Annotated in this window: 19 protein-coding genes; 6 read left to right on the forward strand and 13 right to left on the reverse strand. The window is 64.4% G+C overall.

The features are described from left to right. Window positions 1-197 precede the first annotated feature (197 nt). Window positions 198-1064: a sulfurtransferase gene (locus tag C483_RS10240; RefSeq protein ID WP_006653286.1), complete on the forward strand. Its 867-nt coding sequence runs from the start codon at window positions 198-200 to the stop codon at window positions 1062-1064. Between the two features lie 54 nt (window positions 1065-1118). Next, a complete protein-coding gene (locus tag C483_RS10245; RefSeq protein ID WP_006653287.1) occupies window positions 1119-1826 on the forward strand; it encodes a hypothetical protein in 708 nt (235 codons plus the stop codon). A 14-nt stretch (window positions 1827-1840) separates the two neighbouring features. On the opposite strand, the gene thiM is transcribed toward C483_RS10245, so the two are convergent. The 13 genes from thiM to thpR all read right to left on the reverse strand — a co-directional run bounded on the left by thiM (window position 1841) and on the right by thpR (window position 11629). After that, window positions 1841-2683 (reverse strand): hydroxyethylthiazole kinase, encoded by an 843-nt coding sequence (thiM, locus tag C483_RS10250; protein ID WP_006653288.1) that lies wholly within the window; start codon window positions 2681-2683, stop codon window positions 1841-1843. Further along, on the reverse strand, window positions 2680-3351 hold the full coding sequence (thiE, locus tag C483_RS10255; protein ID WP_006653289.1) for a thiamine phosphate synthase: 672 nt from the start codon (window positions 3349-3351) through the stop codon (window positions 2680-2682). The genes thiM and thiE overlap by 4 nt, the downstream gene beginning before the upstream one ends. A 103-nt stretch (window positions 3352-3454) precedes the next feature. Then, window positions 3455-4114 (reverse strand): GNAT family N-acetyltransferase, encoded by a 660-nt coding sequence (locus tag C483_RS10260; RefSeq protein WP_006653290.1) that lies wholly within the window; start codon window positions 4112-4114, stop codon window positions 3455-3457. 53 nt (window positions 4115-4167) lie between these two features. Further along, window positions 4168-4800: a hypothetical protein gene (locus C483_RS10265; RefSeq protein WP_049912550.1), complete on the reverse strand. Its 633-nt coding sequence runs from the start codon at window positions 4798-4800 to the stop codon at window positions 4168-4170. 108 nt (window positions 4801-4908) lie between these two features. After that, on the reverse strand, window positions 4909-6336 hold the full coding sequence (gene ftsY / locus C483_RS10270) for a signal recognition particle-docking protein FtsY (RefSeq protein WP_006653292.1): 1428 nt from the start codon (window positions 6334-6336) through the stop codon (window positions 4909-4911). A 123-nt stretch (window positions 6337-6459) separates the two neighbouring features. After that, window positions 6460-6915, reverse strand: coding sequence for a prefoldin subunit alpha (pfdA, locus tag C483_RS10275; RefSeq protein ID WP_006653293.1), 456 nt, complete (start codon window positions 6913-6915; stop codon window positions 6460-6462). A gap of 103 nt (window positions 6916-7018) precedes the next feature. Further along, complete coding sequence (locus C483_RS10280) at window positions 7019-7969, reverse strand: DUF6159 family protein (protein WP_006653294.1); 951 nt, start codon at window positions 7967-7969, stop codon at window positions 7019-7021. Window positions 7970-8194: 225 nt separating this feature from the next. After that, a complete protein-coding gene (locus tag C483_RS10285) occupies window positions 8195-8860 on the reverse strand; it encodes a translation initiation factor IF-6 (RefSeq protein WP_006653295.1) in 666 nt (221 codons plus the stop codon). Between the two features lie 2 nt (window positions 8861-8862). Beyond that, window positions 8863-9141, reverse strand: coding sequence for a 50S ribosomal protein L31e (locus C483_RS10290; RefSeq protein WP_006166310.1), 279 nt, complete (start codon window positions 9139-9141; stop codon window positions 8863-8865). A gap of 11 nt (window positions 9142-9152) precedes the next feature. Beyond that, a complete protein-coding gene (locus C483_RS10295; protein ID WP_004267621.1) occupies window positions 9153-9305 on the reverse strand; it encodes a 50S ribosomal protein L39e in 153 nt (50 codons plus the stop codon). Between the two features lie 168 nt (window positions 9306-9473). Next, a complete protein-coding gene (locus C483_RS10300; protein ID WP_049912556.1) occupies window positions 9474-10499 on the reverse strand; it encodes a hypothetical protein in 1026 nt (341 codons plus the stop codon). Window positions 10500-10657: 158 nt separating this feature from the next. Beyond that, window positions 10658-10996, reverse strand: a complete 339-nt coding sequence (locus tag C483_RS10305) for a DsrE family protein (RefSeq protein WP_006653297.1) — start codon at window positions 10994-10996, stop codon at window positions 10658-10660. Between the two features lie 72 nt (window positions 10997-11068). Continuing rightward, window positions 11069-11629 (reverse strand): RNA 2',3'-cyclic phosphodiesterase, encoded by a 561-nt coding sequence (thpR, locus tag C483_RS10310; protein ID WP_006653298.1) that lies wholly within the window; start codon window positions 11627-11629, stop codon window positions 11069-11071. 116 nt (window positions 11630-11745) lie between these two features. Here thpR and C483_RS10315 point away from each other — a divergent pair, with 116 nt between their 5' ends. The 4 genes from C483_RS10315 (at window position 11746) to C483_RS10330 (ending at window position 15554) form a co-directional block, all read left to right on the forward strand. Next, window positions 11746-12615 (forward strand): tetratricopeptide repeat protein, encoded by an 870-nt coding sequence (locus C483_RS10315; protein WP_006653299.1) that lies wholly within the window; start codon window positions 11746-11748, stop codon window positions 12613-12615. A 21-nt stretch (window positions 12616-12636) separates the two neighbouring features. After that, window positions 12637-12930, forward strand: coding sequence for a DUF424 domain-containing protein (locus C483_RS10320; protein WP_006653300.1), 294 nt, complete (start codon window positions 12637-12639; stop codon window positions 12928-12930). Between the two features lie 99 nt (window positions 12931-13029). Beyond that, window positions 13030-13974 (forward strand): hypothetical protein, encoded by a 945-nt coding sequence (locus tag C483_RS10325; RefSeq protein WP_006653301.1) that lies wholly within the window; start codon window positions 13030-13032, stop codon window positions 13972-13974. A 269-nt stretch (window positions 13975-14243) separates the two neighbouring features. Further along, the gene (locus C483_RS10330) at window positions 14244-15554 is read left to right on the forward strand and encodes an outer membrane protein assembly factor BamB family protein (protein ID WP_006653302.1); all 1311 of its coding nucleotides are present in this window, start codon (window positions 14244-14246) and stop codon (window positions 15552-15554) included. Window positions 15555-15695: the final 141 nt, after the last annotated feature.

The raw sequence follows: 15695 nt of genomic DNA on the forward strand, positions 1-15695 counted from the left end.
GGTTCGTGACCGAACATGGTGACAGTCGTGAGTCAGCCGACCCGCCGAGTATCGGGGGGCAGACACCCTGCAAGGGGAGGAAATGTGAGCCGATTCCGGGCGTCCGCGATAGCGGTAACACTCACCTCCAGGACAGATCGCCGACTCCATTGTCCGGTTCGAGAGGCCCTATGACCCCGGAGAACCAGGGAATAGGTATGGCAGCAACCGAGTACGCCAACGACGTATTGGTCACGGCCGACTGGGTCGCCGATCGGCTCGACGAGTTCGAAAGCGACGACCCCACACACCGACTGGTCGAAGTCGACGTAGACACGGAGGCCTACGACGAGAAGCACGCCCCCGGCGCGGTCGGATTCAACTGGGAGACGCAACTACAGGACCAGACCCGCCGCGACGTGCTCGAGCAGGAGGATCTCGAGGACCTCCTCGGCACCCACGGGATCAACGAGGGCTCGACCATCGTCCTCTACGGCGACAACGCGAACTGGTTCGCCGCCTACACCTACTGGCAGCTGAAGTACTACGGCCACGACGAGGTCTACCTGTTAGACGGCGGCCGCGAGTACTGGCTCGAGAACGACTACCCGACGACCGACGAGGAGCCAGACTTCTCGGCCGTCGAGTACGACGCCGCCGGCCCGCGCGAGAACATTCGTGCCTACCGCGAGGACGTCGAGAAGGCGATCGAACGCGGCGTCCCGCTCGTCGACGTTCGCTCTCCCGAAGAGTTCAGCGGCGAGATTCTCGCCCCACCAGGCCTGCAGGAAACGGCCCAGCGCGGCGGCCACATCCCAGGTGCGAAGAACATCTCCTGGGCGGCCGTCACCACCGACGACGGCACGTTCAAGAGCCGCGAGGAACTCGAGTCCCTCTACGCTGAGGAGGGCATCACGGGCGGTGAAACGACGGTCGCCTACTGCCGTATCGGCGAGCGCTCGTCCGTCGCATGGTTCGCGCTACACGAACTGCTCGGCTACGAGGACGCAGTCAACTACGACGGCTCCTGGACCGAGTGGGGCAACCTGGTCAACGCGCCGGTCGAGACCGGCGATGGAAGCTGAGCGGACTGAACGGGACGAGACAACGACGACAATCCATCATGCAGCCCTGAACTGATGACCGACGACCCTGATACCGACGCCGACACCGATACCGACGCCGACAACCCGCCCACCGCCAAGGCCGTCCTCGAGACGGTCCGCGAGAACGCACAGACAGAACTCTCGCGACTCGGGTCCTCGAAGTCCCTCTACGCCGACACGGGTGGCGAGATCGAGACCGAACCAGTCCTCGAGGCCACGGCGGACGCCGAGTACGCCGCCTGGCGGACGTTCAACGCCTGGGCGGCCGACGAGTCTGGCAACGCACGTGAGACCTTCGAGACGACCGCCGCGGAAGAACGCGAGCACCTCGAAACCGTGCTCGAAATGCAAGAGAGTTGCGGCGACAGCGAGTTCGCTGTCGAATCCTACGACCAAACCGCAACGCCCGCCCTCCACGACTACCTCCGAGCACTCGAGTCCACCCCCGAGCGCGTCGGCGGATTCCTCGGTCGCATCCTGGCGAGCAAGCGCTCGAAGGAACAGGTCGTCGGCTACTTCGTCGGCGACGCGGACCCGCAGACGGCGGCCGTCTTCCGGGAATTCGGCGACGACCTGGACACCCAACTCGAGCGCGCAGAGGCGCTCGTCGCCGAGTACTGTTCGAGCGACGCCGACCGAGAGCGAGCGATCGAGGCGGCAACGGGTGCAATCGAGACTGTCTACGCGGCGTACGTCCAAAACCTGGAAGCGCTGGGCGCGAACCCGAAGCCCGTCTGCTGACGTCCGCTGCAGGCTCAGACAACCCGCTTGACACGATCAGCAAGGTCGAGCGATGCCGTCTCGATCGCCTCGTCGAATCCGGCGACCGTATCGTGGAAGTTCGTCCGGTAGCTCGCCGGTCCCTGGTACTCCATCTCGGCCGCGCGCTCGCCCGCAACGCCGAACGCGAGTGTCCCGTGAAGCGCCGCGGCGTGGGCGTCCTCGAGTGCACCGTTGAACGCGGCGAGGGTCGCACCGAGCATGCAGCCAGTGCCGACGACCTCGCCGAGCATCTCGTGGCCCGCAGTGAGTCGGTAGGCGCTGTCTGCATCGGCGACGATGTCCTCGACGCCGCTGGCGACGACGATCGAACCGGTTGAGTCGGCGAGCGAGCGGGCGGTCTCCTCGATATCGTCGTAGTCGCCGACGGACTCGACGCCTTTCACGTCGGCTTCGACGCCCGCGAGCGCGCTGATCTCGCCGTAGTTGCCCTTGATGACGGTGAACGAGACTTCGTCGAGCAGCGTCTGTGCGACGGACTTCCGTGTCGGCGTGGAACCGACGCCGACAGGGTCGAGCACGACCGGAATGTCCCGGTCGGCTGCCGTTTGTGCGGCCTCGCGCATCGCTTCGACTTTCGGCTCCGGAACCTGGCCCGTGTTGAACAGCACGGCGTCTGCACCCTGGGCCATCTCGCCGGCGTCGCCGGGCGAATCGGCCATCACCGGGAGCGCGTCCCAGTGGAGGATGAGGTTCGCCACGTCGTTCATCGTCACCTCGTTGGTCAGTGCCTGAACGAGTGGCGGAGCCTCCGCGATGGCTCGCAGCGAGTCCGCCAGTTCGTCGCCGGTAACGTCGGGTGAGTCAGTGTCACTCATTCGGTGGTCCCTCCGTGCTCGACGTGCTTTGCCGTTTCGACGGTCGAGGCGAGCGCGGCGGTCGCAGCCGCTGGGTCGTCGGCGGCGGTGATCGCAGAGATGACTGCGACGCCGACTGCGCCCGCCTCGACGACCGGCCCGGAGTTGTCGGTCGTGATTCCGCCAATTCCAACCGCCGGAATCGAAACTGTATCAGTGATAGCAGCGACACGCTCCGGACCGACGCCGTCTTTGTGTTTCGCGACGTCCTTCGAGGTCGTGCCGTAAATCGTCCCGACGCCGACGTAGTCCGCACCGTCAGCTTCGGCCTGCTCGGCCTCTGCGACCGTCGCCGTCGAACAGCCGACGATCGCGTCCGGTCCGAGCAGGTCGCGAGCGACCGAGACGGGGAGGTCCGACTGGCCGACGTGCACGCCGTCGGCGTCGATCGCCTGTGCGATATCGACCCGGTCGTTGACGATCAGATCCACATCCGCTTCGGCCGTCAACTCGCGCAGTTCCCGACCGAGTTCGTACCGAAACCGGGTGTCGGTGTCCTTCTCGCGGAGCTGGATGACGTCGACTCCACCCGCAATCGCCGCCTCGACGATCTCGAGCGTCGAGCGTCCCGCCGAGACGGACTCCTGAGTGACGAGGTAGGTCTGCCAGTTCGAGGGTACCGGTGCCATACGAACACGGGCGCGCGGTGGTCACTAAGTGACTTCGGTCAAATGCCAAACACCAGACGCCAGACACCATCCCACACCGAATCCCATCGCCACATCCTACCGGCTACAGCGACGGCTCCTGGACGACCGAATCGAGAAGCGACTCGAGTACCGTCTCTTCCGTATCCTCTTTCTTTCCCGTTACCTCGTTGGCATCCTCGTCCGGCGATCCGGCTGTTGTGCGGAACTCGGGAAACGGCGTCGGCGGCTCGGGCTCTGTCTCTTTCGCCGAAAGCTGGTAGCGCCACCAGCAGACGTCGTGCCACTCGTCTTGCGTATACCCCATGGCAGGGAAGTCGACTATCCGTTCGAAGCCGAACGACTCGTGAAACGCCACCGTCGCCGGGTTCGGCAGCGTCGTCACCGCATAGGCCTCATAGAAACCCTGTGCCTCGAGCACCGCGAGCAGCGACGTGTAGAGCGTCCGCCCGACACCTGACTGGCGTGCGTCCGCCGCGACGTAGACGGAGAGTTCGACGACCCACTGGTAGGCCTGGCGCTTTCGTAGCGGACCCGCGTAGGCGTAGCCGAGTACCGTTCCGTCTTCACTCTCGGCGACGAGCCAGGGGTACTGCTCGAGTGTCGACTCGATACGGTCTGCCATCTCGTCCGCGGTCGGTGGTGTCTCCTCGAACGTGACCGCAGAGGACGAACAGAAGGGGGCGTAGATGTCGCGAACTGCGGCCGCATCGGCCGTTGTGGCAACTCGAATGTGTGGGTCCATGTGTCGTGTCAGCCACTGCTTTCTGGCGGGTCCGTATAAGTTCGCCGCCCCGGTTACGAGTCCGCCGAGCAGGCGACCAGTTCCCCGTCCGCTCGCGGGTCGGGGTCGAACGACGGCTCCGTTCCAATCCCGTCGTACTGCGCACGCAACGCGACCCGGTCGTTGAGGAAGTAGGTCACTCGAACGTCCCACTCGGCGTGCTCCGTGTGCACCGTCTCCGTCACCAGATCGTACACCAGCGAGACCAGTACACCATCCTGGTCGCGGTTGTCCTCGGAGTCGTGGTCCCGATCCTCGTCGGCTACTGCCGACAGCCGGTGCTGTCCGATCGACAACTCGAAGTCGCGCGCCTGGTCACCGTGCCCCGCGAGAAACTCCCGCTGGCGATACGCCCGCTCGAGTGCACTCACGTACGCCAGCGCACTCTGTGAACGCTTGGCTGGGTCGGGCGGGTACTCGAGTAGTTCGAACTCGACCCCGGATGTGTCTTCGTCGGCCGACGTGGGTGGAAACGCAGTCGGCCGAGAAACAGCAGTACAGTCAACGTCGGTTCCTGGAAGTGTGGATTCACCGTTCGATGCAGCCGTCTCTGGACCGCTGAACCAGTCCGTCGAACAACCCGCTGTGAGAGCGGAGAGGGAGGCGGCAGACACGAGAATCGACCGACGAGAGCGGGGAGGGCACATACACGCACGTCAGTCAGGCCACCAATAGCTGTTTCGTCTCTAACTGCTACGGAGCGCAGAGAACGTCGGATGAGGAAAGGCGACTGATTCGATGCCAGCGGCGAGCGACTACTCCTCCTCGAGCAGTCGGTCGACCATCTCCTCTGGATCGAAGCGCTCGATGTGGTCGTAGCCCTGGCCGACACCGAGGAAGAGAATCGGGCGACCGGTGACGTGGGCAACCGAAATCGCCGCCCCACCGTTCGAGTCGGCGTCGGCTTTCGTCAGGATCGCACCGTCGATTTCGGCCGCGTTGTTGAACTCGCGGGCGCGGTTGACCGCGTCCTGGCCGGCCACCGCCTCGTCGACGAACAGCGTCATGTCCGGGTCGACGACGCGGTCGATCTTCTCGAGTTGATCCATCAGCCCCTCGTCGGTGTGGAGCCGACCCGCCGTATCGCCGAGGACGACGTCGACATCGTTTGCCTCGGCATACTCGACGGCGTCGTACAGCACCGCAGCGGGGTCGCCGCCCTGCTCGTGGGTGATTATTTTCGTGTCGAGCGCGTTGGCGTGCTCCTGGATCTGCTCGTTGGCCCCGGCGCGGTAGGTGTCGCCGTTGGCCATCACGGTGGAGTAGCCCCGCTCCTCGAAGTAGCGGCTGAGCTTTGCGATCGAAGTGGTCTTCCCGACGCCGTTGACGCCGGTGAAGATGATCGTCACCGGCTTGTCCTCGACCGCGATGCGCTCGTCGAAGTCGAACTGGCCGACGCTGATCACGTCGTAGATCGCATCCCGGAGCGCCTCCTCGACGACCGCACCCGTCGAGGTCGTGAACGTCCGCGTCTCGCCGATCAGTTCGTCGCGGATGTTGTCGAGGATTTCCTCGGCGACGCCCATCTCGACGTCACTCGAGAGCAATGCCATCTCGAGTTCGTGGAGTGGCCCTTCGAGGTCTTCCTCCTCGATGACGAACTTCCCCTTGACGAAGGATTTGGCCTTCCGGCCGAAGCCGGTGCTGCCGTTGTTGTCTGTGTCGGCATCGCCAGCCTCGTCGTCGGCCTCGGCAGTTTCGCTGCCGTCGGCCACGTCGGGATCAGCATCCACCTCACCCGCCGACTCGGGCTCGGATTCGGGCACAGTCTCGGTCTCGGCGCTCGTCTCGACCGGGGACTCGAGTGCGGCGTCGCTCGTGGTTGCGTCCGACTCGGTGGACGGAGATGTGTCCGTGGCTGGCTGGTCGGTTTGGTCGGTCGGGTCGGCGGTGCGAGTATCGACGTCGGTGTCGGTGTCGGCGTCGGCGTCGGTATCCGCATCCGCATCTACACCGACATCCGCGGCTGGCTCGGGGTCGACCGCGTCAGCCGTCTCGGCTGCATCGGCTGCCGCAGCCGCAGCGGCGTCAGCCTCGACATCGCTCTCGGCAACGTCCTCGTCCTCGTCCGCGTCCGCGTCGGGGCCGGGGTCGGGGTCGTCGACCTCCTCGACGTTCTCTTCGGCAGCTTCCTCGGCATCCTTCCGGAAGCTTCCGAGTTTCTTCTTCAGATTATCGAACATTGTAACGGTGGCTGTAGGGAATTACTAGTGGCTGCTACCTTCTAATTGCTGGTTGCTGACTGGTACCTGCGGAGTGTTGAGCGGGAGCGAGACCGGTCTAACTGACCGTCCGTCCCAGCTACCTTACTCGTCCGGTTCCTGGCCCGGCTGGCCGCCCATCTGCTGCATCTGCTGTTGCATCGCCTGCTGCTGGAGCTGCTGGGCCTGGGACTCGAGTTCGTCACTTTCGGATTCGAACTCGTCAATCTCGTCTTCGAGGTCGTCGATGCGGTCGTCGAGCGTTTCCTTCTTGCGCTCGAGTGCGCCGACGGCGTCGTCCTGGTCGAACTCCGCAGCGTAGTCGGAACCGAGTTCGACGATTGCCTCGTCGATGTCCTCGATCGTCGCGCGCAGGTACGCACCGCCGCCGAGTGGGACCTGCACTGTCGAACCAGTTTCGAGCGTCTCGAGGGCGTCGATGGCCTCGTCAACCTCGCCCTGCTCGGTACGAATGTCCTCGACTTCGCCTTCGAGTGCGGTGATCTGTTCCTGAATCTCCTGAATTTCCTGGGAAAGCTGCTGGAGCTGTTGTTGACTCATGGCTTTCACTCCGGCAGGCAGTCGGAAGAATCTTCCCTTCCACAGCTATTGCCGCGGTTTCGCGGGCGTTTCGCCGAAACCCGGTGTAGCGGACGGCTCCGGGCTAGATCTGTCCCGGCTCGCGATTCGAGGGCTGGCCCGTCAGACCGCTTCCGCCACGCCGAGGTCGCGTGAGCGCATCGGGGTCGATGCCGTCGAACTCCGGCGGCAGCGAGCCGTCACGGGCGTACTTGTAGAGGGCGGTCTTCGCGATTCCCGTCGCAGCCTGATAGACTGCCAGCAGGATGCCGATCACCAGCAGCGTCGGCACGAGCGTAAACGTGAGCACCGACCACGGATCGGCGAGCGCGAACATCGGCGCACCGATGCCGGCGAGTGCGGTGAGAACGATCAGCGGCAGCATCACGATACCGACGCCGAGACTGATCCCACCGACCTGCCCCCACGTCTCCCGAAACAGGCTGGCGCTCTCGCGCAGCGAGTTCCGAACGCCGCCTTCCTGAAAGACGATCACGGGAACGATGAAGAACGTCATCGCGAACCAGGCGAAGCCGGCCAGCGAGCGGGCGAGTCGTGCCCCCCAGCCGTCCTGGCTCTCGAGTGCCTGGAAGATGAGCCCGACGACGGTGCCGACGGCACCCCACGCGAGGATCGTCCGGCGGGATTCCCAGGCACCGGCGAGGCCGGCACGGAGACTGGTCGGTTCGTCGGCGAACATGGTGCCGACGGCGTGGACGAGCGCCGCGCTGAAGAACGTCGCAATCGAGGTGGCGACGAACATGAAGCCGGCGGAGGCAGCCACGAGGAGGGCCGTAACTGCCGTCTCGGCCGAGCCGTCAGAGACCGTCGTGAACTGCTCGACCAGCGCCATCCCGTAGCCGACGCCGAACAGCGCGGCGACGATACCACCGAGCAGTCCGATCAGTCCGACGACCCAGGCGAGGCCGTACATGACAGGGAACGCGAGCAGCCACTTCTCGCGGCGGAGGATGCCAAACGAGGCTTTTGCAATCGCGAGGCCAGTTTTGAATCTGGCGAACAGGGACCCGAACATACGAGTGTCATGTTGCTACCATATCATAAGTCTTGAGGACCGTTCGTACCAGCGACCCGTTCAGTATGAGGTGTCTACTGGAGAGAAACGCCGTCTGAGCCCCTCGCTTCGTAGTCGAGACTACGGAGACCAGTTCCCAGTAGAGACAACCGCAATCCCAGCGCTGCGCGAACGGAGCGTCGACCACAAAAACGGACCGCAAAACCGACCGACAGTTCGCAGCAGTTAGTCCAGATAGCCGAGCGCGTCCTCGATCCGGCCGAGTTCCGGACCCGTCGTATCCTCGCCGACGACGTAGCCCGACTCGTTGGCCAGCAGTCCCGATCCGACCAGGGGCGCACCGTAGTTGATCGTCCCGACATCCGCGCGAACGTCGAGTGCGTCCTCGAGTACGTCGAGTTCCTCGTCGGTCGCCTTCGGGTGACAGAGCACGCCCGAATTCGTCGCGACTGCGGCGGTGCCGACGGTGCGAACGCCTGCGAGATCGCCGCGTTCGACCGGCACGTCGAGCGTGTCCTTGATGATCTGGATCGCCTCACGAGGCAGGTCCGGATGGACGTAGGCCCCGTAGTCGTTCGCGAGGACGACGTTTCCGGCGGCGTTGATACTGCCGGGCAACTCCGCGACGGGGACGTCGACGTCCTCCTCGAGTCGCTCGCGCTCGTACTCGAGTACGCGGGAGCTGACGAGGAGACCGTTTTCGTTACCTGTCGCTAGGGCGCCGACGGTTGAGGAACCGCCGACGGTCGTCTGGATCGCGGGGACCGCGAGTTCGTCGGTCAGGTCGGCGACGATGTCGTCGTCGACGTCCGGGCGAACGAGCACGCACGAGTCGGTCGCACGGGCGAAGACGCCGACGTAGGCCGACCCGGCGAAGGCGAGTCGCTGCAAGTTTAGTCGGCGACCTCGGCCTCGACGACGGCCTCACCCTCTTCGTCGAAACGAGCCGCGCGGACGCGGAGTTTGCGTGGCGGGTTCGCTCGACCCTGGGACCAGACCTCCTCGTTGATCGAGGGGTCGAGTCGGATGGCGTCCTCGTCGACGGCGAAGTGCTTGGCGAGGTGTTCACGGATGAGTCGCATGGCGAGGTCCGCGGCCTCGTGGTTTGCGCCCTTCTTGACGTCCCGCAGCGGGACGGTTACAACGCGTTCTTCGAAATCACTTGCACTCATTGGTCTTAGTATTACTCGTCGGTGTCGTTACGCCGCCAGTTGCGTCGCTTCGGGTTCCGCTGGACTTCCATGTCTGTCTTCATCATAACCCAGGCCGGGACGCGGCTGTTCTGGTTCTCGAGTTTGGCAAGTCGCTTCTTCTTGCCCTTCGATTTCTTACCCATAGTAGCCGGACGTAGCCCGTGCTGGCTTAAAATCTTGTCCATCTCTCGGGGCCGTGGTGTGTGAGGGGGTCGCGGTTCCCGGTCCCCTGGATCGATTTCGACTGGCTCGGGGTTCAGCGTTCAGGCTTCAGGGTCCAGATCCAGGGTCCAGGACACAGGCTCCAGAGTTCAAGATCGAACGCGGGTCAGGTACTGGGTGGCGGCCTCGAGTGTCGCCTCGCTCAGTTCCGTCGTGTACTCGAAGCGATCGATTGCCGGCTCGATGCCGTCAGCCTCGTAGCCGTCGTGGCGGGCGAACTCGTCGTGATCGTAGCAGCCGGTGCCGTGGAATCGGGTCCCGCCACCGAACTCGTCGGGGCCGGCGTAGGCGGTCGCCATGGGACTCACGCGCAGCGTTCGTCCCTCCGGTCCGGTTCTGGTGGCAGTTCCCAGGTTGTGATCACAGCGTGTGTCCCCAACGTCTGCGACGATATCGGGCGAGAGGAACGTATGAAGCACTTCGTGGATCGCGATGTTTCGGCTGACTGCGCGCGAATCCCAGACCGCCGTCGCACCGATGTTGGCGACGGTCTGTGCGCCGTCGACTGCGTTTGGGCCATCCTCATCCGTGTCACTCCCTGCAGAGCCGATCAGGTCGTTCGGCGAGATGGTTCCACCGTACCCAACCCGGTAGTTGAACGGCGACCAGCAAAGCAGCAGGTGGCAGGTCGACCCATCGAGTGCACCGCGATCGCGAAGTTGGTCTCGGAAGGCATCGAGAACGGTCGGCAGCGATGGGAACGCGAGGTCAGTCGGCTGCGAGACGGACAGGAGCGGAAAACGGACGGGAGGGCCACGCTCGACGTGCACGGTGAGTTCCGACTCTGAGACGGCGGTTGAATCCGAGACCAGCGACTGGTCGGCCGCGTAGGCCTGAATCTGCCCCACCGCATCCTCGACGGCTGCGAACGCGTCCCGGAACGGGGTCGGCCAGTCGTCGCTCATACCTTGAGCGCCGTACCGGGGCCAGGCAGTCGGCGGGACGGGACCGGGATAAACGCGTACGCGAAAGTGGTCAGGATCGCTTTCGCTGGCGTCCACGTTCGGCCCGAACAGGGATGCACCACCCGCGCCACCGACGGCGGCGACGAACTCCCGGCGGCTGATCGGGGTGGACCGTCCGAATCGAGACAGCGACGACGACGGAGATCCCATCGGCTACGCCAGTATCCCGTCATCCCTCATCATACACGGTGCTGTATGTGCAGGTTGCCCCATCGTACGACGACGGTACACGGGCAGAGTATGGGCTGTAGGACACCGATACCGGACCACCGCGGCCCCAGTGATGGAGTCTCGACGATTGATCACACCTACGGACGAACGTACGCATAGCCGTCCGTCTGCAACTGAGTTACCTCGACGGCTCCTTCCGGGACAGTTTCAATCCCGTCGATCAGATCGGCCTCGTCGAAGTCGACCGTCTCGAGTGTATTGCTGCAGGCTTTGAACGCGACACCCTCGTCGAGTAGTTCCTGGATTTCGTCGTCTGCTCTGCCACCGGCTCTGGCGACCTCGATTCCGGACGCCTGGATGACCACCGCAACGTCGTCGATTCGGCCGCTCTCGTCAGCGACGAGGTTGCTGGCGATCGCGAGTGACGTGTCCTGTTCGCTCTCGTCTCCCGACAGGAGGTGTACGACGGTTTGCATGCACGGAAGCGACGCCAGGGACTGGTGAAACCTTGCTGCTTGCAAGCGTTGAGAGCGATCGGATACCGCCGCTCACTCCACGAGCGAAAACCGTGCAACCGTCGAGTACTCTGGACCCGCGTCCGTGAGCGTGCTCTCGGTCAGCCGCACCTCTGTGACGCGGGTCTCACCAATCGTCGGCGCTCGCTCGCGGACGAGCTTCTGTACCAACTCTTTCCCGCCCGCGTGTTCCATGCGCGCGAGCGTGACGTGCGGCGTGAACTCGTGGGACTCCGCCTCGAACCCCATCGCCGTTGTTCGCTCCTCGATGGCCTCGTGCAGGGCCGTCAGCTCGTCGCCACCCGTTTCGGTCCCGAGCCAGAGCACGCTGATATACTCCAGGTCGGGGAAGACGCCGAGTCCCCCGTAGCGGACGGTGAAGGGTGAAACGGCTGCCTCGTCGACCGCCGTCTCGAGTTCGGACTCGAGTTGGGAAAGCTGTTGCTCGCCCACATCACCGAGGAACTTCAGCGTGACGTGGGCCTGCTCGGGGTCGGTGAAGGTGAGGCCGCTGGCGTCGCTGAACTCGTCTTGCAGGTCGGCGACTGCGTTCGCGAGGTCGTCCGGCAGGTCGACGCTGACGAAGAGACGCATATCGAACGCTTGGACGGCGAGTCACTCAACGATAGTGGTCGTGCCAGCGTGATGGCGAGCGAGTCGGAGGGTTCCGGGTCGCAGCCCTTAACAGTCGTCGTCGCCACATTCAACCAATGACTGACCGAGAGGGAGACGAAACCGGAGACGGCTCTCGCGACCACCGATTCTCCGAAGGGGAGGGATTCAGCGACTCCTACGACGAGTTCGACCTCGATCCGCCGGAACTGGACGTCGACCCCTCGAAGGTCGACCCGGTCGACTCCCGCGTCGTCGCCGACACGCTCGACAGCCAGCAGATCGCAAGCGACGACGTCGACGCCACGGAACTGCTCGACGTCGGCCTGAGCTACATGCAGATCAACCGCTACGAGCAGGCGACCGACGCCTTCGAGCGAACCGCCCAGTACGCCGAGGACGAGCGACTCGAGCAGGAAGCCTGGGTCAACAAAGGTGTCGCTCACGCCGAACTCGAGGAGTGGGACGAGGCGATCGGTGCCCATCGAGAGGCCCTGGATATCGACCCCGAGAGCGAACACGCCGCAACGGCCGAGACGAACCTCGCCTACGCCCTCTGGGAATTCGGCGAGACCGCACAGGCGCTCGAACACGCCGAGCGAGCCGTCGAAATCGACGAACGGTTCGCCGAGGGCTGGTTCAACCGCGCCTTCTTCCTCTCAGAGCGCGGCCTCTCCGAGGAAGCCCTGCAGTGTATCGACAACGCGATCCGACTCGGACTGCGAAACGCCAAGATCCTCGAGGAGAAGGCCGAAATTCTCGAAGATCTCGGCGAGTACGACGAGGCCGAGGAGATCGCCGAAGAGGCCAACGAACTGCGCGAGCGCGCCGAACAGCAGATGATGGAGGACCGACGGGAGATGGAGGGCCAACCGACTGGTGCGGGCGGCGGTGCAACCGATCCCGCGGGCGACATCGCCAACCCCGGCCGCGAAGCCGACCGCGACAGCGAGTGGGAACTCGAGTAACAGACGGAGACGAGACGACGCATGATCATCAACGAACGCCAGACGCAGGAAGGGCTGCTCGTCGCGGTCTGTGATAGCGACGCACTCGGTGAGACGTTCGAAGGCGACGAGCTCTCGCTGACCGTCACGGAGGAATTCTACGGCGGTGACGAGGCGGACGAGGACGCCGTTATCGACAGTCTCGCGCGGGCGGACGTGGCCAATATCGTGGGGACCCGATCGGTGGAACTCGCGATCGAAGAGGGGTTCATCGACGAGGCGAACGTGCTCGAGGTCGGCGAAACCCATCACGCGCAGTTGTTGCGGATGTACTGAGCGGAGACCCGATCGCAGCGAATCGGACGACAGGTCGATCTATTCACGCCGACCCAGTGGCGGGAAAATGTTTTTGTCGTATCACGCTGAGGTCGAAATATGAAGCTCCAGCAGGTCCCGGTTCTCGCACACGTCCACAATCCGGAGCACACCGGTGAGAATCGGTGTCTCCCCTGTACGATCGTCAACCTCGTCATCGCGGGCATACTCGCCGTCGCCGCCGCGGTGGTCTCACCGCTCCTTGCGGTCGCCGTCTTCGCCCTCTCGGTTGTCGCAATCGCCCTGCGTGGCTACCTCGTCCCCGGCACACCGACGCTAACCAAGCGGTACTTCCCCGACTGGCTTCTGGCGAAGTTCGACAAGGAACCCGAACCGGGGACGGGGACGCTCGTTGCAGACGATGGATCGACCACCGGTGCTGGTGCGACGCCCGCAACGTCCACCGACGACGATGTCGAACCCGGTCACACCGACACCGCCGCCGAGCCCATCGATCCCGAACAGTGGTTACTCGAGTACGACCTCGTCGTGCCGTGCTCGCGAGCAGATGTGGACGGCGAGGCTGACGAAGAAGGAGACGACACAACAGCGGCAGACGACCTCTGTCTGACCGCGGAACTCGAGGACGCCTGGGAGGATGCAATCGATGACCGGCGAGACGGTGACCGAGCCACACAGGTTGCAACCCTACTGGGTGTCGAGCAGACGGCGGTCACCCTGGACCAGGGAACTGGTGCGAACCAGCCAATTCGAGCACGCGTCGAGGGACGGCTCGCCGCCCAATGGGAGTCCGACGCGGCGCTGTTGGCTGATCTGGGAAGTCTACACGTACTCGCCGAGCGAGTACCGGAGTGGCCGGAGCTTTCGATCGAACAGCAGAGTCAACTCGCAAACGGACTGCGAGCCTTCGTCGAGACGTGTCCGAGCTGTACGGGCGAGATTTCGCTCGACGAGGAGACCGTCGAATCCTGCTGCCGGTCCTATCAGGTGTACGCGATTACGTGCAACGACTGTGAATCGCGGGTGCTCGAAGTCAGACAGTAAGCGGAGTCGGTGCCCGTACTAGTTGGGCAGTGTGCTCATTAGCTCAGGCATGTGAGTTGGAACCACGGCAGGCAGCCACACCACCATCATCGACTGCGCCATACAGCAGCGTTGTGCCTGCCGGTGCGGACGCGGCCGGGAGCAGTGACGTACTGGGGCATGCTCCCCGTCGTTCGTTCTGAGTTGTCTCCGAACCGACGAGCGCCCGCGGTGGCCACGATGCTGGCAGGTCGCATCCATTATACCGATTCAGTCAGTACGCACCCACAGTGACAGAATGGACTCAGTGCGAGGGCGACGAGCAACGCTCGGGCATCCGGCGAGTCGTCTCCGACCCCGTCCGCGTCGAGGAGGGGTGGACAGCCGACCTTATCGGCACCACCGGCCCCCCGGTGCTCGACCGCGACACTGTCTTCGTCGGAACAGACCGCGGGAACTGCTACGCGTTCGACCAGGAGACGGGACGACGGCGGTGGGTCGTCGAGACGATGACCGCGACCGACACCGCGCCCGTCCTCGCGGGCGAACGCCTGTTTTTCGGAACTGCCGACGGGACGATTCACGCCGTCGATCCAGCGACCGGGGAGCAGTACTGGCAACTCGAGTTACCGGCCCCGCTCACGACGGCCCTGCTCTCTGCGGACGGCGACCTATACGCGGGCCACGAGGACGGCCTCACCGCGATTGCGACGGCCGCTGGCGACGACGTGGACGTGTTCGAGTTGGATGACAGCGACGGCGAGTCGGCCGAAGAGCCAGGAACCATCCGCTGGACGGTCGAAACCGACGCGCCGGTGACGGGAGCGCCGGTTATCGCGAGACCGCCGGACACAGAGCGGGGGACAGCACCGCTACAGGAGCAAGCGACAGCGCCGTCGTTCGAATCCGAACGCAACCACGACGCCGACCAGACCCTCGGACAGGAACTCGACGGGAGCATGGAACTGAACGACAGCATCGATATCGACACCGAAGGCGACGACACCTGGGACTCACCGCGAATCTACGCTGCGACGGCCGACGAGCGCGTCCTCTGTCTCGCGAGCGACGACGGAGCGGGAATCTGGGCTGCGCCCACCAACGGCGTCGCGACGAACGAGCTCACGGTCGCCGACGGCCGCGTCTACGTCGCCGACGCCGGTGGCGCACTCCTCGCGTTGAACGCCGGCACCGGCCAGACCTGGTTCACCTACACGATCACCGGCGGCTTCACCTCAAGTGCAACCGTTCTCACCGAGGAAGGGACGACGATCATCGGCGCGAACGACGGCTACGCCCACGTCACGGACACCACCTTCGGCCGACGAAAACTGCGCGGCTGGCTCTTCTCGAAGAAGGGCGTCGCCCTCGACGGCGAGGTCCAGGCAGGACCCGTCGTCGCCGGCGACGTGCTCTGCGTCGGCGACACGACCGGCTCGCTCTACGGCCTCGACCTCACCGACGACTGTGACCATCTCTGGCACCACGGCTTCGAGGACCCCATCACGAACACACCGGCGGTCGGCGACAGGGAACTGTTCGTTGGAACTGGCGATCGACTGGTGCAACTCGAGTGGACTGACGAGCCGTCGCTACCCTGAGTTGTCGCCTCTGCACTGATTCTGGCGTCAGTACTGTCGCTGCAGTTGTCGTGATACGTTGCTGCTGTAGCCCAGCCTGAACGCGCGACTGCCCACCCCATCATACATAACTGTTCAGCATCCAGACTCCTCACCCCGACG

Origin of the sequence: Natrialba hulunbeirensis JCM 10989 (genome assembly GCF_000337575.1) — an archaeon.
Taxonomy (GTDB): Archaea; Halobacteriota; Halobacteria; order Halobacteriales; family Natrialbaceae; genus Natrialba; species Natrialba hulunbeirensis.